Source organism: Aeromonas sp. SE22 (assembly GCF_038739755.1).
Classification (GTDB): Bacteria; Pseudomonadota; Gammaproteobacteria; order Enterobacterales; family Aeromonadaceae; genus Aeromonas; species Aeromonas jandaei.
On record NZ_JBCGFD010000014.1, the window covers coordinates 56,327 to 78,225 of the forward strand.

Genomic DNA, 21,899 nt, shown 5'->3' on the forward strand with positions numbered 1-21,899 from the left:
CCCGTCCCATCGGCTGTGTTATCATCTGCGCGCATCATTTTATGGATAAACAATGACCACTCGACATAATCCACTCAAACTGTATCAGCCAGAGAACTGCACAGCCGATGAACTGAGCGAGAAGCAGTTGGCACTTTTTGCCCTGCTGCAACTGCGTGAGCAGGAGTTTGGCTTCAACCCCAACGTCATCGTCCACTACCCGGAAGCCAGCTTTCTCGGTACTCCGCTCGATTATCTGGATCAGCTGATCGATGAACAACGGCAGCAGGGCCACCTCATCAATGAGGTGGTGATACTCACCACGTATCAGGAGCTCTATTCCCCTCTCACTCAAAACGGTTATCTGCACGAAGCCGTTCATATGCCAGCAGGCCCGGATCACACAGCAATCTTCAGAGTGCATTGCGGTTCTCAGCCAGCAGGCAAAACCCTCTACATCGAAGCCGTCAACGAGCAGGATCCCAAAATCCGGCCGACCTTTGTCTTGATGCTGCATGATGAGAATGGTGAACTGCAGGGAGGTATGTCCGGGTCTATCTACTCCACAGACAATCGGCGATACGCCTATATCGGCACTGTGGTGGTGCAACCGGGGCAGCCCGCAGGAACCGGCACCCTGCTCGCCAATACCGTGCTGGAGTACCTGACGCAGCAAGGGGTTTACGAGGTCAATCTCGGTACCCAGACCGCCGAGCCTTTCTATACCAAGCTGGGGTTCAGGGTCATCCACCACATAGTGCCAGCGTTGCGTCATCGCACGGCTAGCGATGGCGCTGTGCTACCTCACAACTTGGTCATCATGAGCAAAATGCTCTGATAAAGCAGACTGCAGATGTAAAAAAGCCGCTCTTGTGAGCGGCTTTTTATTGCAATCAGCGAGTCTGATTAGACGTCGAGGTTGGCTACGCGCAGGGCGTTGGTCTCGATAAAGTCGCGACGCGGCTCTACAGCATCACCCATCAGGGTGGAGAATAGCTGGTCGGCACCGACGGCGTCGTCGATGGTGACTCGCAGCATGCGGCGGGCTTCCGGATCCATGGTGGTTTCCCACAGCTGGTCCGGGTTCATTTCGCCCAGCCCTTTATAGCGCTGGATGTAGATGCCGCGTTTGCCTTCGCCCATCAGCCACTCGACCGCTTCGACGAAGCTGGAGACCGGCTTCACCTTCTCGCCACGCTTGATGTAACCACCTTCCTCGATCAGGTTGGCGATCTCCTTGCCCAGCGAGACCAGCTGACGGTACTCGGAGGATTGCAGGAAGTCGTAGCTGATCGGGTATTCGCGGTCGACACCGTGCTGACGTACCACGGCGTGCGGCACGAACAGGCGGCGCTCTTCATCGCGACGAACCTGCATCTGGTACTGGATACCCTGGTTGCTCTCGTTGAGCACGGCTTCCATACCCTGACACCAGGCCAGCAGATCGCTCTCGCTGTTCAGCAGCGCTTCGTTCAGCTCCGGCTGATAGATCAGCTGGGTCAGTACCGCTTCCGGCGCACGACGAGACATGCGGGTGATCAGGTGAGTCACCGAGCGATGCTGGTTGACCAGACGCTCCAGCGCCTCGCCACCGATGGCCGGGGCAGACTCGTTGACGTGCAGGGTCGCACCATCCAGCGCCATGGCGGTCTGGTACTGCAGCAGCGCATCTTCGTCTTTCAGATACTGCTCCTGCTTGCCCTTCTTCACCTTGTAAAGCGGCGGCTGGGCAATGTAGACATAGCCACGCTCGATGATTTCCGGCATCTGACGATAGAAGAAGGTCAGCAGCAGGGTTCGGATGTGCGCACCATCGACGTCCGCATCGGTCATGATGATGATGTTGTGATAACGCAGCTTGTCCGGGTTGTACTCGTCGCGACCGATACCGCAACCCAGTGCGGTGATCAGGGTACCGACCTCTTGTGAGGAGATCATCTTGTCGAAACGGGCCTTCTCCACGTTCAGGATCTTGCCCTTGAGCGGCAGAATGGCCTGGTTCTTCCGGTTGCGACCCTGCTTGGCGGAACCGCCAGCAGAGTCCCCTTCCACTATGTAGAGTTCGGAGAGAGCCGGGTCTTTTTCCTGACAGTCAGCCAGCTTGCCGGGCAGACCGGCGATATCCAGCGCGCCTTTGCGGCGGGTCAGCTCACGGGCCTTGCGGGCCGCTTCACGGGCACGGGCCGCATCGATGATCTTGTTGACCACGATCTTGGCATCGCCCGGGTTTTCCAGCAGGAAGTCAGCCAGCTTCTCACCCATCGCCTGTTCAACGGCGGTCTTCACTTCGGAAGAGACCAGCTTGTCCTTGGTCTGGGATGAGAACTTGGGATCCGGCACCTTGACGGAGATAACGGCAATCAGACCTTCACGCACGTCATCACCGCTGGCGGCAGATTTGGCCTTCTTGCTGTAGTCCTCTTTCTCCATGTAGGAGTTGAGGGTACGAGTCAGCGCGGTACGGAAACCAACGAGGTGGGTACCACCATCGCGCTGCGGAATGTTGTTGGTGAAGCAGTAGACCCCTTCCTGATAGGCGTCATTCCACTGCATCGCTACTTCCACACCGATGCCATCCTGTTCAGTGGTGAAGTGGAACACCTTCGGGTGGATCGGGGTTTTGTTCTGGTTCAGGTACTCAACGAACGCCTTGATGCCGCCTTCGTAGCAGAAGTGCGCCTCGCGGCCATCACGCTCATCCATCAGACGAATGGAAACGCCGGAGTTGAGGAAAGAGAGTTCGCGCAGACGCTTGGCCAGGATCTCGTAGTGAAACAGGGTGTCGCTGAAGATGGTCGGGCTCGGCCAGAAGCGAACTTCGGTCCCGGTGCCAGTGCTGTCGCCGATCTGCTTGAGCGGAGCCTGCGGCTCACCCAGATGATAGGTCTGTTCGTAGACGTGGCCGTTACGACGAATGGTCAGCAGCAGCTTGTCAGAGAGCGCGTTAACAACGGAGACACCAACGCCGTGCAGACCACCGGAAACCTTGTAGGAGTTGTCATCGAACTTACCGCCAGCGTGCAGCACGGTCATGATGACTTCGGCAGCGGAGCGGCCCTCTTCCGGGTGAATATCGACCGGAATACCACGGCCGTTATCGCGCACGGAGACGGAGCCATCGGAATGGATCTTGACCTGAATATCGGAGCAGTAGCCAGCGAGCGCCTCGTCAATGGAGTTATCGACGACTTCGAACACCATGTGGTGCAGACCCGAGCCATCATCCGTATCGCCGATATACATCCCCGGGCGCTTGCGGACCGCATCCAGGCCCTTCAGCACCTTGATATTCGAGGAGTCGTAAGTATTTTCACTCATAGCTTACTCTCTGCCTTCTCTAACGTTTCGGAGATCTTGCCTTGTTCCACGTGGAACAACTTGCAGTCATTCGCATCCATCATGTCTGCGAGCTGACCGATATCGATGGCGGTGATAAACACCTGGGACGCGCACTGCTTCAGCCTTGCGGCCAGGAGGCGACGCTTCTCGACATCCAGTTCAGAGGCAAAATCGTCAATTAAAAAAATACAGCCACGGCTGCTATGTTGATTCAAATAGAGCCCTTGGGCCAAGCGCATGGCACAAACCAGCAGCTTGAGCTGACCCCGGGACAAAATATCCTGCGCAGGCACCCCGTTCGCCTTGAGGCGCACATCGGCTTTCTGCGGACCGACACCGGTGTAGCCCAGCGCCCGATCCCGCTCAAACCCCGCCTCCAGCAGTTCGTTGAGGGGGGTATCTTTCTCCCAGCCCCGGTAAAAACCAAGACTGATATCGAATTCCGGCAGAAAATCCGCCGTCATCTCCTTGATCAGGGGCGTAATGGCCTGACAATAACTGGCGCGAAAGCCTGCCAGTTCACCACCCAGCCGCACCAGCTCCTGATCCCAGAACGCCAGCTGGCGATATTGGGTGCTCTGGCGCAGCAGCGCATTACGCTGTTTCAGCAGCCGCCGCACCCGCCCCCACAGAGCGAAGAAGGTGGGTTCCTGATGAAACACCCCCCAATCGAGCCAGGCCCGACGAGCCTGCGGCCCCCCGGTCAACAGATTGAAGCCATCCGGATGGATGAGTTGCACCGGCAGCAGTTCGGCCAGATCGGCCAATCGCTGCGCCTGTGCTCCGGCAATCTTGAGCTGGGTCTCGCCACTCTTGTCCTTGGCAAGACCGATTGGCACCTGACGCCCATCCAGTTCGCACTGGGCAAACAGGGTAAACGCCCTCTCCCCCTGGCGGATAACCCGCCCGGTCAGATGAGTGCGAAAGGAGCGCCCCAGACCAAGGTAGTGAATGGCTTCCAGCACGCTGGTCTTGCCGCTGCCATTGCACCCGACCAGAATATTGAGGCCGGGTGACAACGCGAGACTGGCTTGCTGGATATTGCGAAAGTCGCTGAGCTGGAGTTTGACCAGAGACACGACTAGATCCGCATCGGCATTACCACGTACTGAGCATCCTGATTTTCAAAATCCTCAATAATGGCGCTGCTGACGGAATCGCTCAGGCTAACCCGGATTTGCTCACATTTTAACGTATTCAGCACGTCCAGCACATAAGAGACGTTGAATCCGATCTCCATCTCGCCAGCAGCGTATTGTACGTCAAGCAGCTCTTCCGCTTCTTCCTGTTCCGGGTTGTTGGCGGTGATGCGCAGCAGGTTTTCCTGCAGATTGAGACGCACCCCACGGAATTTTTCGTTGGAGAGGATCGCCGCGCGGGCAAACGCCTGACGCAGATCCTCACGGCCGGCGATCAGGGCCTTGTCGCTGTTGCGCGGAATGACCCGGCGCCAGTCTGGGAAACGGCCATCCACCAGCTTGGAGGTGAAGATGAAGCCGTCGAGGGCGGCACGCAGGTTGCTGCGACCGATCTGCAGTCGCACCGGCTTGTCTTCCGCTTCCAGCAGACGCACCAGCTCCAGCACCCCTTTGCGTGGCAGGATAACCTGATGATCGGGCAGCGATTCCCCCACAACCTCGCGGCGGCAGGTGGCCAGACGGTGACCGTCGGTCGCTACGGTACGCAGACCGTGACCTTCACTCTCGAACAGCATGCCGTTCAGGTAGTAACGCACATCCTGGCTGGCCATGGAGAACTGGGTAGCGTCGATCAGCTTTTTCAGCTCCAGCTGGCTGATATCGAACTCGAGCACGGACTCCCAATCCTCGATGTTCGGATACTCGGTCGCCGGCAGGGTCGACAGATTGAAACGGGAACGGCCGGAACGGATGATCAGGCGATCGCCTTCGGTATTGAGGCGGATCTCGGCGCCTTCCGGCAGACCACGGCAGATGTCCAGCAGCTTGCGCGCCGGCACAGTGGTGCGGCCATCTTCACTGGCATCATTCAGATAGACCTGACCGATCATCTCTACTTCGAGATCGGTACCGGTCAGCGACAGCAGACCGTTGCTGACATCAAGCAGCACGTTGCCGAGGATCGGCAGGGTCGGTCGGCCACCCAGGGCACCGGACACCAGTTGCAGAGGACGTAACAGGGCCTCACGGCTAATTTCGAGCTGCATCTGTGCTCTCCGTTATCAGGAAGAAAGGGTACGGATCAGGTTGGAGTAGTCCTCCTTGATGTCGTGACTCTCCTCCTTCAGCTGCTCGATCTTGCGGCAGGCATGAAGAACGGTGGTATGGTCACGGCCACCAAAGGCATCACCTATCTCCGGCAAACTGTGGTTGGTCAGCTCCTTGGCCAGTGCCATCGCCAGCTGGCGCGGGCGGGCCACGGAGCGGGAACGGCGCTTGGAGAGCAGATCCGCAAGCTTGATCTTGTAGTACTCCGCCACCGTCTTCTGGATATTGTCGATGGTGACCAGCTTCTCCTGCAACGCCAGCAGATCGCGCAGCGCTTCGCGTACGAAGTCGATGTTGATGGCGCGACCGGTAAAGTTGGCGTTGGCGATCACCCGGTTGAGGGCCCCTTCCAGTTCACGGACGTTGGAACGCAGCCGTTTGGCAATGAAGAAAGCCACTTCGTCCGGCAGGTGGATCTGGTTCTCGTCCGCCTTGCGCATCAGGATGGCGACGCGAGTCTCCAGCTCAGGCGGCTCGATCGCCACGGTCAGGCCCCAGCCGAAGCGGGACTTGAGGCGATCCTCGACACCGTTGATCTCTTTCGGATAGCGATCCGAGGTGAGGATGATCTGCTGGTTGCCTTCGAGCAAAGCGTTGAAGGTATGGAAGAACTCCTCCTGGGAGCGCTCCTTGTTGGCGAAGAACTGGATGTCATCGATGAGCAGGGCATCGACGCTGCGGTAGTAACGCTTGAACTCTTCAATGGCGTTGTTTTGCAGCGCTTTCACCATGTCCTGCACGAACCGCTCGGAGTGCATATAGATGACTTTCGCATCTTTTTTGCTCTCCTTGATGGCATTGCCAACGGCGTGCAGCAGGTGGGTTTTACCCAAACCGGTACCGCCATAGAGGAACAGAGGGTTGTAAGCACCACCCGGATTATCCGCCACCTGACGGGCCGCCGCACGAGCCAACTGGTTGGACTTACCCTCGACGAAATTCTCGAAGGTATAGTTCACGTTGGTGTTGCTCTTGTGGTTTGGCTCGGGCTTGGTTTCGGGCTTGCTTTCCCAGCTCTTCTGCAAGTTATTCACAGGCGCAGCACCCTGCGCCGGCGCTCTGCTTGCAGCGACGGTGACGGGGTGGGGACGATTGCCAATATCAAAACGCAGGGCGGGGCCATCGACCCCGCAAAGTTCGTTAATGATGCCGTTCACCCGGATGAGGTACTTGTCTCGTACCCAGTCCAGAACGAAGCGATTCGGTGCATACAGGGTCAGAGTATTGTCACTCAACTCCGCTTGAAGCGGCCGGATCCACATGCTGAATTCTGCCGAGGGCAACTCATCTTGCAGCCGGTTAAGGCACTGCTGCCATAGCGAAGCAGTCACTCTAAACTCCTGTCGATTGATTAACTAAAGACCGGCTATTCTACGTTTTTAGCCGCCGGATCTCCAGCCGTGACCCCGCGGATCCAGCAAATAAGATCCTTGACTTTCAAGGATCCAGCGCCTCCGGATCATCTTTCATCCCCAAAGTTACCCACAGCTTGATCCACTGCTGCAACTGGCGGATCTCGTGCTGCACTCCTGTTATTTCATATAACCAAATGTCATTTATTTTTTAAATTTTATTCCAATAACATCAGCGCCAAAGCAGTTATTACAACTACAAATACAAGACATTTAGAGAGAGAAACCCCATGAAAACTTCCATCAAGCTTATTTCCGGCGCAGCCATCCTGTTGGCTACCCTGTCTGGTCAGGCCATCGCCCAGGAGACCATCAAGGTCGGTATGTCCGGCAAGTATTTCCCGTTCACTTTCGTCAAGCAGGACAAGCTGCAGGGCTTTGAAGTGGATATGTGGAACCAGATCGGCGAGCGTACCGGCTACAAGGTCGAGTTCGTGACCGCCAGCTTCTCCGGCCTGTTCGGCATGCTGGAAACCGGCCGTGTCGATACCATCTCAAACCAGATCACCATCACTGACGAGCGCAAGGCGAAGTACGACTTCTCCCAGCCCTACGTCTATGACGGCGCCCAGATCGTGGTCCGTCAGGGCAACAACACCATCCACGGCATCAAGGATCTGGAAGGCAAGAAGGTCGCGGTCAACCTTGGCTCCAACTTTGAAGAGCTGCTGCGCAAGAACGATCCGAACCACAAGATCGATATCCGCACCTATGACTCCGCCTTCGAACAGGATGTCGCACTGGGCCGCATCGACGCCTTCGTGATGGACCGCGTCTCCACCGCCCAGCTGATCAAGGAGTCCAAGCTGCCGCTGCAACAGGCTGGCGCACCGTTCGAAACCATCGAGAACGCCCTGCCCTTCCTGAAGACTCCAGAGAAGCAGGCGCTGCTGAAGAAGGTCGATGAAGCTCTGACCGCCATGCGCAAGGATGGCTCCCTGCGTCAAATCTCCGAGAAATGGTTCGCGTCCGACATCACTGACAAATAAATGATGCACTTCGATATCGAGTACACCCTGGGGCTGTTTCCCATCCTGCTCAAATATCTGGGCACCACGATGGAGATGGCCCTGTGGGGATTCGTGTTGGCACTCGTACTGTCGCTGGCCCTGGCGATAGTACGGGTCTTTCGCATCCCCGTGATCCACTGGCTGGCGATGCTCTATATCTCGTTCTTTCGGGGTACACCGCTGCTCGTCCAGCTGTTCCTGCTCTATTACGGGCTGCCACAACTGTTCCACGTTTTTTCCGGGATGGATGCCTTTACCGCCGCCATCATAGGTCTGACCCTCCACTTTGCCGCCTACATGGCCGAGTCGATCAGAGCGTCGATCCTGGGTATCCACAAAAGCCAGATGGAGGCGGCGCTCAGCATCGGCATGAGCCGGCTGCAGGCGATGCAGCGGATCATTCTGCCGCAGGCAGCACGCATCGCCACTCCGTCGCTGATGAACTACTTCATCGACATGATCAAGAGCACCTCGCTGGCCTTTACTCTCGGTGTGGCCGAGATCATGGGCAAGGCGCAGATGGAAGCCTCCTCCTCCTTCAAGTTCTTCGAGAGCTTTATGGCGGTGGCGCTTATCTACTGGGTGGTGGTCATCTTCTTTACCCGCTTGCAGCACCTGCTGGAAATTCGTCTCAACCGTGCCTATTAAAGGAGGGCTCTCATGATCAAGCTAACCGGCCTCTCCAAGGCATATCAGGGCAATCAGGTGCTCAACGGCATCGATCTGGAGGTAAAGAAGGGGGAGATAGTGGTCATTATCGGCCCCTCCGGCACCGGCAAGTCGACCCTGCTGCGCTGCCTGAACCTGCTGGAGACACCGGATGCGGGTTCGCTTGCCATCGACGATCTGCAGCTCAATCTGGCAAATGCCAGCGAGCAGCAGGCCATCGAACTGCGCAAGCGCGCCTCCTTCGTGTTCCAGAACTACGCCCTGTTTGCCAACAAGACGGCGCTGGACAACATCGCCGAAGGGCTGATCACTGTCTGGAAACAGCCAAAAGCGGAAGCCCGTGCTACCGCCCTCGGCATCCTTGAGGATATAGGTCTTGCCGACAAGCGGGACGCCTATCCGGCCTCCCTCTCCGGCGGCCAGCAGCAACGGGTCGGCATCGGTAGGGCCATGGCGGCCCACTCCAAGGTAATCCTGTTTGACGAGCCCACTTCGGCACTCGATCCGGAATGGGTCGATGAAGTGCTCGGGCTGATGAAAAAGCTGGCTAGCCAGCACCAGACCATGATGGTGGTGACCCACGAGATTGAATTCGCACGGGATGTGGCCGATAGGGTGATCTTCATGGAAGGTGGCCGGATCGTCGAGCAGGGCCCGCCGGATCAGATATTGGTCGATCCCAAGGATCCCCGTACCCGGGAGTTCTTGCGGAAAGTCCTTAAATAGCTCTCTCTTTGGCGGCCTGGCCGCCTTTTTTATTGAGGGATCCCTTGTTTAACACCGGGTTGCCAGTATAATCCGGAGCCCTCGATCCTCTGGATCCTCACACTCGGCAGCGGCCTTTTCAAGACCACCGCAGGATGAGAGGGAACGGCGGATTGACTAAAAGCCGAACTCTGTTTAGAATTCGGCCTCTTTTGCTAGTCGTCACACGCTATAGCTGGCGCGTCGGCTAAGTGTGACAATCAAAACTGTACAGTAATACGGAATCGAATCATGAAACGTACTTTTCAACCGTCCAACCTGAAGCGCAAGCGCTCTCACGGTTTCCGCGCCCGCATGGCAACTGCCAACGGTCGTAAAGTTCTGGCCGCTCGTCGTGCCAAGGGTCGTGCCCGCCTGGTAGTCTAATGCCTACCCAGCACACCTTCTCTCGGGAGTTACGTCTGTTAACTCCCGAACACTTCAAACGCGTTTTCGCCGAGCCTGTCCGGGCCGCCTCTCCGCAGATTACTCTTCTCGCCTCTCCCAATTCGCTCGAACACCCTCGTCTTGGTCTCGCTGTGCCCAAAAAAGCACTCAAGCGTGCCGTTTGGCGTAACCGTGTCAAACGGGTGGTTCGGGAAAGTTTCCGCCTCAAACAACATCAGCTGCCCGCTATCGACATCGTGGTAATCGCCAAGGCCGGTGTGAAAGAGATGGATAACGAGGAACTGTTCAAGTTACTGGAAAAGCTATGGCGCACTCTGTCACGCCGTTGCAATGGGTAGCTATCAAACTGATACGTCTGTATCAGCTAATCATTAGTCCCCTGCTGGGGCCGCGCTGCCGTTTTACCCCAACTTGTTCCCAATTTGCGATAGAAGCAATCCGACTTCACGGTTTCATAAAAGGCGTTTGGTTAGCCAGCAAACGTCTATTAAAATGCCATCCCTTATCCGAGGGTGGTTATGACCCGGTTCCGCAACCAAAGCGAAGAAACTGAAGACTATGGAATCACAACGCAATCTACTCCTGATCGGTTTGCTGTTCGTGAGCTTTTTGCTCTGGCAACAGTGGGAGTCCGACAAGGCTCCCAAGCCGGCCCCGACTACCGTGGCCCAAACCGAACATTTCGTACCTGAAGCCGGTCAATCCGGTGATATTCCTCAGGTTTCCGAGCAAGCCAATGCGACTGCCGCACGCAAGCTGATCACCGTCTCCTCCGACGTGCTCAAGCTGACTCTGGATACCCAGGGTGGCGACATCGTCTCTGCTGAACTGCTGGCCCACAAGCTGGAAGAAGGCAAGGATCAACCGTTCGTACTGCTGACCAGCCAACCTGAGCATCTTTATGTTGCCCAGAGCGGTCTGGTTGGTCGCGATGGTCCTGACAGCCAGGCCCAGGGTCGTCCCACCTATGAAGCCGCCCAGACCAGCTACCAGCTGGCTGATGGTCAGGATCAAGTCGTCGTACCGATGACCTGGACCGACAGCAAGGGCGTTGTCTTCACCAAGGAGTTCATCCTCAAGCGTGGTGACTATGCCGTTGGCGTCGACTACAAGATCGACAACAAATCCGCCGAGCCGGTACAGGTGCAGTTCTACGGTCAGCTGAAGCAGACCGTGGCGACTCCGAAAGACCAGCAAGGCCATGCCATGGTAGCCAGTGCTTACCGCGGCGGTGCCTTCTCCACTGAAGATACCCGCTACAAGAAGTACACCTTCGACGAGATGAAGGATGCCGACCTGAGCAAGACCACCAAGGGTGGTTGGGTCGCCATGCTCCAACACTACTTCGTCTCTGCTTGGGCTCCGAACGCAAACGATACCAACAGCTTCTACAGCCGTGTGATCCCGGGCAAAGGCCAGGCCATCATCGGTTACAAGGCGCCGATGGTTGACGTGGCCGCCGGTCAACAGGCCGAAGTCACCAGCAAACTGTGGGTTGGTCCCAAGCTGCAAGACCAGATGGCCAAGGTGGCAAACCACCTCGACCTGACCGTCGATTACGGCTGGCTGTGGTTCATCGCCCAACCGCTGCACTGGTTGCTGACCGTGTTCCACGGTTTCGTCCAGAACTGGGGTGTCGCCATCATCATGCTGACCCTGCTGGTGCGCGGCATCATGTTCCCGCTGACCAAGGCCCAGTACACCTCCATGGCCAAGATGCGCATGCTGCAACCCAAGATTGCGGCCCTGCGCGAGCGCTTCGGCGACGATCGCCAGAAGATGTCTCAAGGCATGATGGAGCTGTACAAGAAGGAAAAGGTCAACCCGCTGGGTGGCTGTCTGCCGATCCTGGTCCAGATGCCCATCTTCATTGCCCTCTACTGGGCACTGATGGAGTCTGTTGAGCTGCGCCACGCGCCGTTCGCCCTGTGGATCACCGACCTGTCAGTGAAGGACCCCTTCTTCGTGCTGCCAATCCTCATGGGTGCCTCCATGTGGTATCTGCAGAAGATGAGCCCGACCACCGTGACCGACCCGATGCAGCAGAAAGTGATGCAGTTCATGCCGATCATCTTCACTTTCATGTTCCTCTGGTTCCCGGCTGGCCTGACTCTCTACTGGCTGGTGAGCAACGTTATCTCCATCACCCAGCAGACCATCATCTATCGTCAGCTGGAGAAGAAAGGCCTGCACACTCGTAACTGATGCGCAGCTAATCTTCCCGTGATGACAAAAGAGGCGGCCTTCGGGCTGCCTTTTTTATTACAATGTCTCCCACTACGTTTTCCTATCAGCGAACAAACGAGCCAAGCAAGATGACTACAGATACGATCGTGGCCCAGGCCACCGCCCCCGGCCGTGGTGGCGTCGGCATAGTCCGGGTATCCGGCCCCGCCGCCGAACAGGTTGCCGAGATAGTGCTCGGCAAGTGCCCGCGGGTACGCTACGCCGAATATCTGCCGTTCAGGGATGAGCAAGGCGAAGTACTGGATCAGGGCATAGCCCTACTGTTCAAGGCCCCCAACAGCTTTACCGGCGAAGATGTGCTGGAGCTGCAGGGCCACGGCGGCCCCGTCATCATGGACATGCTGATCCGCCGGATTCTGCAAATTGAAGGGATCCGCCCTGCCCGCCCCGGCGAGTTTAGCGAGCGTGCCTTCATCAACGACAAGCTGGATCTGGCCCAGGCCGAGGCGATTGCCGACCTTATCGAAGCCTCCAGCGAACAGGCTGCCCGCAGCGCCATGCACTCCCTGCAGGGGCAGTTCTCCAGCATGATCCAGCAGCTGGTGGAAAACCTGACCCGGCTGCGTATCTATGTGGAAGCGGCCATCGACTTCCCGGACGAGGAGATCGATTTCCTCTCCGATGGCAAGGTGGCGGGCGACCTCTACGCCATCATGTCCGAGCTGGACGACGTGCGCGGTGAAGCCAAGCAGGGCGCCCTGCTGCGGGAAGGGATGAAGGTGGTGATCGCCGGTCGTCCCAACGCCGGCAAATCGAGCCTGCTCAACGCCCTGGCAGGCCGTGAGTCAGCCATCGTTACCGAGATTGCCGGTACCACCCGCGACGTGTTGCGCGAGCACATCCATCTCGATGGCATGCCACTGCATATCATCGACACCGCCGGCCTGCGCGACACCCAGGACAAGGTGGAGCAGATCGGTATCGAGCGCGCCTGGGCCGAGATCGAGCAGGCCGATCGGGTGCTGTTTATGGTGGATGGCACCACCACAGACGCAGTCGACCCGCGCGAAATCTGGCCGGAATTTGTTGATCGGTTGCCAAAAAACATCGGCCTCACAGTCATTCGCAACAAAGCTGACCTGACTGGCGAAGATCTGGCACCGAGCCAGGAGCAGGGCCACGCCGTCTACCGTATCTCCGCCAAGACCGAGCTGGGGCTGCCTGCACTGCGAGAACACCTGAAAGCCTGCATGGGCTTCCAGGGCAACACCGAAGGGGGCTTTATGGCCCGCCGCCGCCATCTGGATGCACTGGAGCGCGCCGCTGAGCGCCTGCAGGTGGCCAAGGAGCAGCTGGAAGTGTTCGTGGCTGGCGAGCTGGTGGCCGAAGAGTTGCGCCTGGCGCAAGAGTCCCTCTCCGAGATCACCGGCGAATTCAGCTCCGACGATCTGCTGGGCCGCATCTTCTCCAGCTTCTGCATCGGCAAATAAGCCGGTACCGCAGACAACAAAAAGCCCGGGTTCATCCCGGGCTTTTTTGTGGTTTTTTGTCCATAAACATCGAGGCAGTGCAGATACTACATGAAGTAAGCACCTCCTTACCGCCGCTTTATATCGTGCAATAAAGGGAAATCCGCACCATTTCACATGCTCAAGCATTTGCTGAAAAGGAAGTAGAAAGAGCCCAGCAGCCTTAAGATGCCATCGGGAAATGACCCCCAAGGCTCCTGACAAGCCTATTTTATTTCATCCGCTCAACAACGCCACCCGGCGAATCTTACAGAGACAAGATCCACAGCTATCTCTGAGTGGATCCATTATCCCCAAGCTTTATCCATATTTATCCACATCCTTTGGAGTTAGAATCCGGCTTCGCCTCTTTTCTCTGAATCAGGATCCATTCCATGGCAAAACTCAATATCGTCGTCGGTTCCATGCTGGGGGCCGCCGAATATGTCGCCGATCATGTGGCCAATCTGCTGGAACAGGCGGGTCACCAGACCCGGATCCACAACCCAGCGTCGCTGACCGAGGTACTGGATGAGCCCGGATCCATCCTGCTGGTGGTTACCTCCACCCATGGTGCAGGGGATGTGCCCGACAACCTGCAGCCCTTCGCCAAGGATCTTGCCGAGCAGCATCCGGATCTTAACTCACTGAAATATGGAGTGATCGCCCTTGGTGACAGCAGTTATGACACCTTCTGTCAGGGCGGCAAGACAGTGGATCGGCTGCTGGCCGAGTGTGGTGCCAGCCGGATCGGCGAACGGCTCGACATCGATGTAACCCGTTACGAGATACCGGAAGATGCAGCAGAAGCCTGGATCCATAACTGGATGACCATGATCGCCTGATCACTCACGGGAGATCCGCAATAAAAGTGCGATCTCCCGACTTATCCCCAGATCGGCTATCCACCAGGTTATTAACAGCTGGATCTTGCCAAGTTGTTCTACACGGTTACCCACAGCAATCCATATAAATGTGCATAACTACAGGTTTAACCTCTGTAAAACCTATAGTTATCCTATGAATGAGATCTTGTGCAGGTTTGCACTGTGCATAAAAGTCAGGGTTGTCCCACGGTTCAAGGAGCCAGGATCCAAGCTTTTCCACAAGCTGGGATCGCCTTTAACTGAATGATCTTTATGATCAAAAAGTGCTTATCAACAGATCTGGCTGATCCTAATAAAAAATCCAGTAAAAGATCGATCTAAAGATCCTTAAGATCTATTTAGTGGATCCTCTCTTCATACTGAACGTTAAGTAGACGTTCCCCTCAGGGCGTGAAACAGATAGAATGTTCCGCCTTTTAGCCCAGGCAAATACAGATCTTCAGGCGTGCAGATCAAGGTGATCCCAATGCAATACCATGAACAATTTGATGTGATCGTCGTCGGTGGCGGTCATGCCGGAACCGAAGCAGCAACAGCGGCAGCCCGTATGGGCATGAATACCCTGTTGCTGACCCACAATATCGATACGCTGGGGCATATGTCCTGCAACCCGGCGATCGGCGGGATCGGCAAGGGACACCTGGTCAAGGAAGTTGACGCTCTCGGCGGGATCATGGCGCGTGCCATCGATCTTGGCGGGATCCAGTTCCGCACTCTCAACTCATCCAAAGGGCCGGCAGTACGCGCTACCCGCGCTCAGGCGGATCGCCTGCTTTACAAGGCTGTCGTGCGCCAGATGCTGGAGAACTACCCCAACCTGAAGATCTTCCAGCAGGCCTGTGACGATCTCATCATGGACGGGGATCGTGTTGCCGGTGTGGTGACCCAGAGCGGGATCCGCATTAGCGGCAAGACGGTGGTGTTGACCGTAGGCACCTTCCTGAATGGTTTGATCCATATCGGGATGGAGAACTACAAGGGCGGCCGTGCCGGGGATCCTCCCTCGATCGCCCTCGCTCAGCGCCTGCGCGAACTGCCGCTGCGCATCGATCGCCTCAAGACCGGCACACCGCCCCGCATCGATGCCCGCAGCGTCGATTTCTCCGTAATGCAGGAGCAGCACGGTGACGATCCGCGTCCGGTATTCTCTTTCATCGGTGATGCCAGCCAGCATCCCCGTCAGGTGCCTTGCTACGTTACCCATACCAACGAGCGCACCCACGATGTGATCCGCAATAACCTGGATCGCAGCCCCATGTACGCCGGGGTGATCGAAGGGATCGGCCCGCGCTACTGCCCGTCGATCGAGGACAAGATCACCCGCTTTGCCGACAAGACTGCGCACCAGATCTTCGTCGAGCCGGAAGGCCTGACCACCCACGAGCTTTACCCGAACGGGATCTCCACCAGCTTGCCGTTTGACGTGCAGGTGCAGATCGTTCGCTCCGTGCGTGGCTTCGAGAATGCCCACATCACCCGCCCGGGTTATGCCATCGAGTACGATTTCTTCGATCCGCGGGATCTCAAGGCCAACATGGAGAGCAAGTGCATTCCAAACCTGTTCTTCGCTGGCCAGATCAACGGGACGACCGGTTACGAAGAGGCGGCGGCACAAGGCCTGATGGCTGGTCTGAACGCGGCCCTGCGTGCGCAGGACAAGGATCCCTGGAATCCGCGTCGGGATCAGGCCTACATGGGCGTGATGATGGACGATCTCTCCACCCTGGGAACCCGCGAGCCCTATCGCATGTTCACCAGTCGTGCCGAATATCGCCTGCTGCTGCGTGAAGACAACGCCGATATCCGCCTGACCACCATTGGTCGCGAGCTGGGTCTGGTGGATGACGAGCGCTGGAGCAAGTTCAACGCCAAGATGGAACAGGTTGAGCTGGAGCGTCAGCGCATGCGCTCGACCTGGATCCACCCGCAGCATCCGTCACTGGAGGCGGTCAACGCCCTGGTCAATACCCCGCTGACCCGCGAACAGAGCCTGGAAGAGCTGCTGCGCCGTCCGGAAGTGACCTACGATGCCCTGATGACCATCGAAGGGATCGGCCCCGCCGTAGCGGATCCTGCCGCTGCCGAGCAGGTGGAAATCCAGATCAAGTACGCCGGTTACATCGATCGTCAGCAGGACGAAGTGGAGAAGCAGCTGCGCAACGAGAACACCCTGTTGCCGCTGGATCTCGACTATCGCGATGTAAATGGCCTCTCCAACGAGGTGAAAGCCAAGCTCAACGATGCCAAGCCGCAGACCATCGGTCAGGCTTCCCGCATCTCCGGCATCACCCCGGCGGCCATCTCCATTTTGCTGGTGCACCTGAAAAAACACGGCCTGCTGCGTAAAACCGCCTGAGGATTCTTACCGTTGGAAAATATGCTGGAAAGATTGAACGGCCTGCTCATGCAGGCCGGAATTGTTATCACTGATACCCAAAAGAGCCAACTGGTGCAGCTGGTCGAGTTGCTGCACAAGTGGAACAAGGCTTACAATCTCACCTCGGTTCGTGATCCGGACGCCATGCTGGTCAAGCATATCCTCGACAGTCTGGTGGTAAGCCCCCACTTGCACGGGGAGCGCTTCATCGATGTGGGGACCGGTCCCGGCTTGCCTGGACTGCCGCTGGCCATCATCAACCCGGACAAGCAGTTCGTTCTGCTGGACAGTCTGGGCAAACGGATCAACTTCATCCGCCAGGTCATTCTGGAGCTGGGGTTGACCAATGTGACGCCGATCAAATCCCGGGTGGAAGAGTATCAACCCGAAGTCGGGTTTGATGGTGTACTCAGCAGAGCGTTCGCTTCGCTGGAGGACATGCTGAGCTGGTGTCACCACCTGCCGTCAGAACAGGGCAGCTTCCTCGCGCTCAAGGGACAATATCCCGCAGAGGAGCTGGCCCAGTTGCCTGCCAATATCCGTCTGGTAGCCTGTCATGAGTTGCGGGTGCCGGAGCTGGAAGGCGAACGTCATCTGCTGGAATTCAAACATATCCAGCCCGAATAGGGTCGCAGTTTCATTTAGGGGATAGTGTGGGAAAAGTCATTGCCATAGCCAACCAGAAGGGTGGAGTGGGTAAAACCACCACCTGTGTGAACCTGGCCGCCTCCATGGCCGCCACCCGGCGCAAGGTGCTGGTGATCGATCTGGATCCGCAGGGCAATGCCACCATGGGCAGCGGCGTCGACAAGTACGAAGTCGAGCGCACCGCCTATGAGCTGCTGATCGAAGATGCCCCCATCAGCGAGGTGATCATCCCCGAAACTTCCGGTGGCTATCACCTGATCGCCGCCAACGCCGACGTGACCGCGGCCGAAATCCGCCTGATGGAGTTTTTCGCCCGCGAGATCCGCCTGCGCAATGCGCTGGCCTCGGTGCGGGACAAGTACGACTACGTCTTCATCGACTGTCCCCCTTCCCTCAACATGCTGACCGTGAATGCCATGGCCGCCGCCGACTCCGTGCTGGTGCCCATGCAGTGCGAATACTATGCGCTGGAAGGGCTCACCGCCCTGGTCGACACCATCAGCAAGCTGGCCGCCGTGGTCAATCCCGATCTCAAGATCGAAGGGGTGCTGCGTACCATGTACGATCACCGCAACCGGCTGGCCAATGATGTGTCCGATCAGCTAAAACAGCACTTCGGCGACAAGGTCTACCGCACCATCATTCCCCGCAACGTCAGACTGGCGGAGGCGCCGAGTTTCGGTGCGCCGGCCATGCACTATGACAAATCATCGGTGGGCGCCAAGGCCTACCTGGCTCTGGCTGGCGAGATCCTGCGCCGCCAGGAGCAGGAACGTCAGGCGACCATCGCAGACCGAGAGAGCGTATGACTCCGAAAAAACGTGGACTGGGCAAGGGGCTGGATGCTCTGCTCAGTACCAGCACGGCTGCCCGCCAGAAACAGGTGATGAGCGATCAACGTACCGAGCAGGCCATGGCCCCCACCAACCAGGGTGAGCTGCGCAAGCTGCCGGTCGAGTGGCTGCACTCGGGCAAGTACCAGCCGCGCAAGGACATGTCGCAGGATGCGCTGGAAGAGCTGGCCAACTCCATTCGCGCCCAGGGGGTGATCCAGCCCATCGTGGTGCGCCCGGTCGCCGAACACTCTTTTGAAATCATCGCTGGCGAGAGGCGCTGGCGCGCGTCCCAGCTGGCCCGGCTTGAAGTGGTACCCTGCATCGTCAAGGATGTACCTGACGAAGCTGCGGTGGCCATCGCGCTGATTGAGAACATCCAGCGCGAAGATCTCAACGCCATCGAAGAGGCGGTCGCCCTGCAGCGACTGCTGACCGAATTTGAACTCACCCACCAGCAGGTGGCCGAGGCGGTGGGCAAGTCCCGCACCACGGTGACCAACCTGTTGCGTCTCAACCAGCTCAACGATGACGTGAAGCGTTTCGTCGAGCATGGCGATCTCGACATGGGCCATGCCCGTGCCTTGTTGGCCCTGAGTGGCCAGGCCCAGTCCGAACTGGCCAAGCTGGTTGCCCAGAAAGGGCTGACTGTGCGTGATACCGAAAAGCTGGTGCAAAAGGCGCTGGAGCCGGCAAAAGCCAGGGTCGAACCGGTCCGCGATCCCCAGTTCGGTTACCTGGAGCGCCAGTTGGCTGAAAAAATTGGCAATCAGGTACAACTTCAGCCTGGCAAGCGGGATAGCGGAAAGTTAGTAATTAGTTACGAGAACTTGTCCGATTTGGACCGCATATTGGGCTATTTTGGCGTGTCGGAATCGTGATTTTTACGCTTTTTGTAGTAATAAAACATCCATTCCTTTTGATATGGGCATAACCCTGATTTTGCGCTGAAAGCCGCAAAAATTAAGGATTTTTGTCATATTGCAATAGTGGCCCTCAAGGGTATAATTTGACCGGCTTTTAGAGCTGTTAACATGGGGTCTTCGGATCCCGATTTTTTACAGTTCTGTAATGTTCAGGGGTAGGTTGGTGAAGCAGAAAATAGCCTTGGAAGGTTTGACACTGGCCTTGGTTATGCTCGTTTGTCAGCTGGTCCTGATCCTGGCGATGAGTGCCGTCTGGTATTACCTGACTGGTGCCAGCGCTGGTTATTCCGCCCTTTACGGAGGGGGGATGTACTGGGTTCCTCAGGCCTTGTTCACTCTCTGGGTACTGCGCCGCAAGGTAACGGCCGAGAGTGTGGGTCTGGTTCTGCGGGACTTTTATGGTGGGGCAGGGATTAAGCTCATTACTACAACAGGTCTATTCGCCCTGATGTTTGGTGCGGGAGTCGAGGTCGTTACCGTCTCGTTTTTCGCCACTTATATCCTCGCCCTCGTTGTACAGTGGATAGTCTCATTCACGCTTAACAACCACTATTAGGAAAACTCATGTCTGCAACCGGAGAAGTCCTGACTCCTCAGGGATATATCTCCCACCACCTGACCCACCTGCAAGTCGGGTCCGGGTTCTGGACGGTCAATATCGACTCAATGGTATTTTCCGTCGTGCTAGGCGCCCTGTTTATCCTGTTGTTCCGCAAAGTAGCCGTCAACGCTACCAGCGGGGTGCCGGGTAAGCTGCAGTGCTTTGTGGAGATGCTGGTCGAGTTTGTGAATGGTAACGTCAAAGACATCTTTCACGGTCGCAACAAGGTCATCGCACCTTTGGGGCTGACGGTGTTTGTCTGGATCTTCCTGATGAACCTGATGGATCTGATCCCTGTTGACTTTATCCCTCACGCTGCACAATTGATGGGTATTCCCTATCTGCGTGTGGTTCCCTCCGCTGACGTTAACATCACCATGTCCATGGCTTTGGGCGTGTTCTTCTTGATCCTGTACTACAGCATCAAGGTCAAGGGTATCGGCGGGTTTGTGAAGGAGCTGACTCTTCAGCCTTTCAATCACCCGGCTGCCATCCCGGTTAACCTCATCCTGGAAACTGTTACGCTGGTATCCAAACCGGTCTCTCTGGGTCTTCGACTGTTCGGCAACATGTATGCTGGCGAACTGATCTTTATCCTGATTGCGGGTTTGCTACCCTGGTGGTCACAGTGGATTCTGTCCGTGCCTTGGGCAATTTTCCACATCCTGATCATCACTTTGCAGGCATTCATCTTCATGGTTCTGACCATCGTCTATCTGTCGATGGCGCAGGAAGACCATTGATGATGCGACTCAAATAATCCTTTTTATACAATCAATTACATCTAAATAAATGGAGATCCTCATGGAAAACTTGAACATGGACCTGCTGTACATCGCTGCTGCAATGATGATGGGTCTGGCTGCTATCGGCGCTTCCATCGGTATCGGTATTCTGGGTGGTAAATTCCTGGAAGGTGCTGCTCGTCAACCTGACCTGATCCCTGTTCTGCGTACCCAGTTCTTCATCGTAATGGGTCTGGTCGATGCGATCCCGATGATCGCCGTTGGTCTGGGTCTGTACGTGATGTTTGCGGTTGCTGGCTAAGTCGTTAAGACATCTCCAGGCATAACCCATTAACTAACTAAAGAGGACATCGGCTGTGAATATCAACGCCACCCTCCTCGGCCAAGCAATTGCTTTTTTCTTCTTCGTAGTGTTTTGCATGAAGTACGTATGGCCGCCGTTGATTGCTGCCATCGAAGCCCGTCAGAAAGCTATTGCTGATGGTCTCTCTTCTGCTGAGCGTGCCAAGAAAGATCTGGATTTGGCCAAGGCCAACGCCGTCGATCAGCTGAAAGAAGCCAAGCTCCAGGCTGCTGAAATCATTGAACAGGCCAACAAACGCAAGGCCCAGATCATTGATGAGGCAACTGTCGGAGCCCAGTCTGAGCGGGAAAAAATCCTGGCTCAAGGCCGCGCCGAGATTGAAGCTGAACGTCATCGTGCCAAAGAAGAACTGCGCAAGCAGGTTGCTGCTCTTGCCATTGCTGGTGCAGAGAAGATCCTGGCGCGCCAAATCGACCAGGCTGCCAACAGCGACATCGTCGACAAACTGGTAGCAGAACTGTAACGGGAACGGGGCTATGTCTGAACTGACTACAATCGCTCGCCCCTACGCCAAGGCTGCTTTCGAGTTTGCCGTTGAGCACAAGGCGGTTGATCAGTGGCTGGGGATGCTCAGCTTCGCTGCGGAAGTAGCGAAGAACGAGACCATCCACTCCCTGGTAAACGGCTCTGTGGCTGCCGAAGAGCTGGCAAAACTGTTTGTCAGCATCTGCGGTGAGCAACTCGACGAGCATGGCCAGAACCTGATCCGGGTAATGGCTGAGAATGGTCGCTTGGGTGTGCTGCCGGCGGTCGTTGCCGAATTTGTGGTGTTCAAGGCTGAACTGGATAAAGAAGTTCAGGCTGACGTGACATCGGCGATTGCACTGACCGACCAGCAGAAAGCCAATATTCAGGCTTCTCTGGAACAACGTCTCGCGCGCAAAGTGAAGCTGAATTGCAGCATCGATGCGTCCTTGATGGCCGGGGTGCTCATCAAGGCCGGTGATCTGGTTATCGACGGAACTGTCCGCGGTAAGCTGGATCGCATGGCTGACGCGCTGCAATCTTGATTGGG

General features: G+C 56.8%; 23 protein-coding genes. 19 read left to right on the plus strand and 4 right to left on the minus strand.

Features of this window, described 5'->3' with window-relative positions:
- The first annotated feature begins 52 nt into the window (after nucleotides 1-52).
- Complete coding sequence (locus AAHA39_RS17645; RefSeq protein ID WP_320656739.1) at nucleotides 53-817, plus strand: GNAT family N-acetyltransferase; 765 nt, start codon at nucleotides 53-55, stop codon at nucleotides 815-817.
- A 68-nt stretch (nucleotides 818-885) separates the two neighbouring features.
- On the opposite strand, the gene gyrB is transcribed toward AAHA39_RS17645, so the two are convergent.
- Genes gyrB through dnaA form a run of 4 tightly spaced genes read right to left on the minus strand, consistent with a single transcriptional unit; the run spans nucleotide 886 to nucleotide 6,895 of the window.
- Nucleotides 886-3,297 (minus strand): DNA topoisomerase (ATP-hydrolyzing) subunit B, encoded by a 2,412-nt coding sequence (gene gyrB, locus AAHA39_RS17650; RefSeq protein WP_042031093.1) that lies wholly within the window; start codon nucleotides 3,295-3,297, stop codon nucleotides 886-888.
- Nucleotides 3,294-4,397 carry a DNA replication/repair protein RecF gene (recF, locus tag AAHA39_RS17655; protein WP_320656738.1) on the minus strand — a complete coding sequence of 368 codons (1,104 nt, stop codon included), beginning with the start codon at nucleotides 4,395-4,397 and terminating at the stop codon, nucleotides 3,294-3,296. The genes gyrB and recF overlap by 4 nt, the downstream gene beginning before the upstream one ends.
- A 2-nt stretch (nucleotides 4,398-4,399) precedes the next feature.
- Nucleotides 4,400-5,503 carry a DNA polymerase III subunit beta gene (dnaN, locus tag AAHA39_RS17660; protein ID WP_320656737.1) on the minus strand — a complete coding sequence of 368 codons (1,104 nt, stop codon included), beginning with the start codon at nucleotides 5,501-5,503 and terminating at the stop codon, nucleotides 4,400-4,402.
- Nucleotides 5,504-5,518: 15 nt separating this feature from the next.
- The gene (dnaA, locus tag AAHA39_RS17665; RefSeq protein WP_033115253.1) at nucleotides 5,519-6,895 is read right to left on the minus strand and encodes a chromosomal replication initiator protein DnaA; all 1,377 of its coding nucleotides are present in this window, start codon (nucleotides 6,893-6,895) and stop codon (nucleotides 5,519-5,521) included.
- A gap of 311 nt (nucleotides 6,896-7,206) precedes the next feature.
- On the opposite strand from dnaA, the gene AAHA39_RS17670 reads away from it, so the two are divergent.
- From AAHA39_RS17670 to atpH, 18 genes are all read left to right on the plus strand, one after another.
- A complete protein-coding gene (locus tag AAHA39_RS17670) occupies nucleotides 7,207-7,965 on the plus strand; it encodes an amino acid ABC transporter substrate-binding protein (RefSeq protein WP_033115252.1) in 759 nt (252 codons plus the stop codon).
- Entirely contained in the window at nucleotides 7,966-8,634 is a 669-nt protein-coding gene (locus AAHA39_RS17675) for an amino acid ABC transporter permease (RefSeq protein ID WP_320656736.1), read from the plus strand. It begins immediately after the preceding gene.
- A gap of 12 nt (nucleotides 8,635-8,646) precedes the next feature.
- Nucleotides 8,647-9,381 carry an amino acid ABC transporter ATP-binding protein gene (locus tag AAHA39_RS17680; RefSeq protein ID WP_320656735.1) on the plus strand — a complete coding sequence of 245 codons (735 nt, stop codon included), beginning with the start codon at nucleotides 8,647-8,649 and terminating at the stop codon, nucleotides 9,379-9,381.
- Between the two features lie 270 nt (nucleotides 9,382-9,651).
- On the plus strand, nucleotides 9,652-9,786 hold the full coding sequence (gene rpmH / locus AAHA39_RS17685; RefSeq protein WP_005307156.1) for a 50S ribosomal protein L34: 135 nt from the start codon (nucleotides 9,652-9,654) through the stop codon (nucleotides 9,784-9,786).
- Nucleotides 9,786-10,145, plus strand: a complete 360-nt coding sequence (gene rnpA / locus AAHA39_RS17690; protein ID WP_005342318.1) for a ribonuclease P protein component — start codon at nucleotides 9,786-9,788, stop codon at nucleotides 10,143-10,145. Before rpmH ends, rnpA begins: the two co-directional genes overlap by 1 nt.
- Nucleotides 10,112-10,360, plus strand: a complete 249-nt coding sequence (gene yidD / locus AAHA39_RS17695) for a membrane protein insertion efficiency factor YidD (protein WP_010672280.1) — start codon at nucleotides 10,112-10,114, stop codon at nucleotides 10,358-10,360. Before rnpA ends, yidD begins: the two co-directional genes overlap by 34 nt.
- A 5-nt stretch (nucleotides 10,361-10,365) precedes the next feature.
- Complete coding sequence (yidC, locus tag AAHA39_RS17700; RefSeq protein ID WP_041210478.1) at nucleotides 10,366-12,012, plus strand: membrane protein insertase YidC; 1,647 nt, start codon at nucleotides 10,366-10,368, stop codon at nucleotides 12,010-12,012.
- A gap of 110 nt (nucleotides 12,013-12,122) precedes the next feature.
- On the plus strand, nucleotides 12,123-13,484 hold the full coding sequence (gene mnmE, locus AAHA39_RS17705; RefSeq protein ID WP_320656734.1) for a tRNA uridine-5-carboxymethylaminomethyl(34) synthesis GTPase MnmE: 1,362 nt from the start codon (nucleotides 12,123-12,125) through the stop codon (nucleotides 13,482-13,484).
- Nucleotides 13,485-13,897: 413 nt separating this feature from the next.
- Nucleotides 13,898-14,347, plus strand: a complete 450-nt coding sequence (gene mioC / locus AAHA39_RS17710; protein WP_071914511.1) for an FMN-binding protein MioC — start codon at nucleotides 13,898-13,900, stop codon at nucleotides 14,345-14,347.
- A 508-nt stretch (nucleotides 14,348-14,855) separates the two neighbouring features.
- Nucleotides 14,856-16,745 (plus strand): tRNA uridine-5-carboxymethylaminomethyl(34) synthesis enzyme MnmG, encoded by a 1,890-nt coding sequence (gene mnmG, locus AAHA39_RS17715; protein WP_071914509.1) that lies wholly within the window; start codon nucleotides 14,856-14,858, stop codon nucleotides 16,743-16,745.
- A 21-nt stretch (nucleotides 16,746-16,766) separates the two neighbouring features.
- Nucleotides 16,767-17,393, plus strand: a complete 627-nt coding sequence (gene rsmG, locus AAHA39_RS17720; RefSeq protein ID WP_033115246.1) for a 16S rRNA (guanine(527)-N(7))-methyltransferase RsmG — start codon at nucleotides 16,767-16,769, stop codon at nucleotides 17,391-17,393.
- Nucleotides 17,394-17,419: 26 nt separating this feature from the next.
- Nucleotides 17,420-18,223: a ParA family protein gene (locus tag AAHA39_RS17725; protein WP_033115245.1), complete on the plus strand. Its 804-nt coding sequence runs from the start codon at nucleotides 17,420-17,422 to the stop codon at nucleotides 18,221-18,223.
- Nucleotides 18,220-19,128, plus strand: a complete 909-nt coding sequence (locus tag AAHA39_RS17730; RefSeq protein ID WP_042031087.1) for a ParB/RepB/Spo0J family partition protein — start codon at nucleotides 18,220-18,222, stop codon at nucleotides 19,126-19,128. The genes AAHA39_RS17725 and AAHA39_RS17730 overlap by 4 nt, the downstream gene beginning before the upstream one ends.
- A 190-nt stretch (nucleotides 19,129-19,318) precedes the next feature.
- Nucleotides 19,319-19,729, plus strand: a complete 411-nt coding sequence (locus AAHA39_RS17735; RefSeq protein WP_033115243.1) for an ATP synthase subunit I — start codon at nucleotides 19,319-19,321, stop codon at nucleotides 19,727-19,729.
- Between the two features lie 8 nt (nucleotides 19,730-19,737).
- Nucleotides 19,738-20,517, plus strand: a complete 780-nt coding sequence (atpB, locus tag AAHA39_RS17740) for a F0F1 ATP synthase subunit A (protein ID WP_033115242.1) — start codon at nucleotides 19,738-19,740, stop codon at nucleotides 20,515-20,517.
- 61 nt (nucleotides 20,518-20,578) lie between these two features.
- Nucleotides 20,579-20,821 (plus strand): F0F1 ATP synthase subunit C, encoded by a 243-nt coding sequence (gene atpE, locus AAHA39_RS17745; RefSeq protein WP_005307205.1) that lies wholly within the window; start codon nucleotides 20,579-20,581, stop codon nucleotides 20,819-20,821.
- Nucleotides 20,822-20,876: 55 nt separating this feature from the next.
- Nucleotides 20,877-21,347: a F0F1 ATP synthase subunit B gene (atpF, locus tag AAHA39_RS17750; RefSeq protein ID WP_005342350.1), complete on the plus strand. Its 471-nt coding sequence runs from the start codon at nucleotides 20,877-20,879 to the stop codon at nucleotides 21,345-21,347.
- Nucleotides 21,348-21,360: 13 nt separating this feature from the next.
- Complete coding sequence (gene atpH, locus AAHA39_RS17755) at nucleotides 21,361-21,894, plus strand: F0F1 ATP synthase subunit delta (RefSeq protein ID WP_033115241.1); 534 nt, start codon at nucleotides 21,361-21,363, stop codon at nucleotides 21,892-21,894.
- The last annotated feature ends 5 nt before the right edge of the window (nucleotides 21,895-21,899 follow it).

What these genes read in the sequence shown, in the direction of transcription:
- rnpA (WP_005342318.1), top strand. Translation starts at nt 9,786, where the DNA reads ATGCCTACCCAGCACACCTTCTCTCGGGAGTTACGTCTGTTAACTCCC.
- AAHA39_RS17735 (WP_033115243.1), top strand. Translation starts at nt 19,319, where the DNA reads ATGTTCAGGGGTAGGTTGGTGAAGCAGAAAATAGCCTTGGAAGGTTTG.
- atpH (WP_033115241.1), top strand. Translation starts at nt 21,361, where the DNA reads ATGTCTGAACTGACTACAATCGCTCGCCCCTACGCCAAGGCTGCTTTC.
- AAHA39_RS17670 (WP_033115252.1), top strand. Translation starts at nt 7,207, where the DNA reads ATGAAAACTTCCATCAAGCTTATTTCCGGCGCAGCCATCCTGTTGGCT.
- mioC (WP_071914511.1), top strand. Translation starts at nt 13,898, where the DNA reads ATGGCAAAACTCAATATCGTCGTCGGTTCCATGCTGGGGGCCGCCGAA.
- mnmG (WP_071914509.1), top strand. Translation starts at nt 14,856, where the DNA reads ATGCAATACCATGAACAATTTGATGTGATCGTCGTCGGTGGCGGTCAT.
- rsmG (WP_033115246.1), top strand. Translation starts at nt 16,767, where the DNA reads ATGCTGGAAAGATTGAACGGCCTGCTCATGCAGGCCGGAATTGTTATC.
- AAHA39_RS17675 (WP_320656736.1), top strand. Translation starts at nt 7,966, where the DNA reads ATGATGCACTTCGATATCGAGTACACCCTGGGGCTGTTTCCCATCCTG.
- mnmE (WP_320656734.1), top strand. Translation starts at nt 12,123, where the DNA reads ATGACTACAGATACGATCGTGGCCCAGGCCACCGCCCCCGGCCGTGGT.
- yidC (WP_041210478.1), top strand. Translation starts at nt 10,366, where the DNA reads ATGGAATCACAACGCAATCTACTCCTGATCGGTTTGCTGTTCGTGAGC.
- dnaN (WP_320656737.1), bottom strand. Translation starts at nt 5,503, where the DNA reads ATGCAGCTCGAAATTAGCCGTGAGGCCCTGTTACGTCCTCTGCAACTG.
- gyrB (WP_042031093.1), bottom strand. Translation starts at nt 3,297, where the DNA reads ATGAGTGAAAATACTTACGACTCCTCGAATATCAAGGTGCTGAAGGGC.
- AAHA39_RS17730 (WP_042031087.1), top strand. Translation starts at nt 18,220, where the DNA reads ATGACTCCGAAAAAACGTGGACTGGGCAAGGGGCTGGATGCTCTGCTC.
- AAHA39_RS17680 (WP_320656735.1), top strand. Translation starts at nt 8,647, where the DNA reads ATGATCAAGCTAACCGGCCTCTCCAAGGCATATCAGGGCAATCAGGTG.
- yidD (WP_010672280.1), top strand. Translation starts at nt 10,112, where the DNA reads ATGGCGCACTCTGTCACGCCGTTGCAATGGGTAGCTATCAAACTGATA.
- atpB (WP_033115242.1), top strand. Translation starts at nt 19,738, where the DNA reads ATGTCTGCAACCGGAGAAGTCCTGACTCCTCAGGGATATATCTCCCAC.
- atpE (WP_005307205.1), top strand. Translation starts at nt 20,579, where the DNA reads ATGGAAAACTTGAACATGGACCTGCTGTACATCGCTGCTGCAATGATG.
- rpmH (WP_005307156.1), top strand. Translation starts at nt 9,652, where the DNA reads ATGAAACGTACTTTTCAACCGTCCAACCTGAAGCGCAAGCGCTCTCAC.
- AAHA39_RS17645 (WP_320656739.1), top strand. Translation starts at nt 53, where the DNA reads ATGACCACTCGACATAATCCACTCAAACTGTATCAGCCAGAGAACTGC.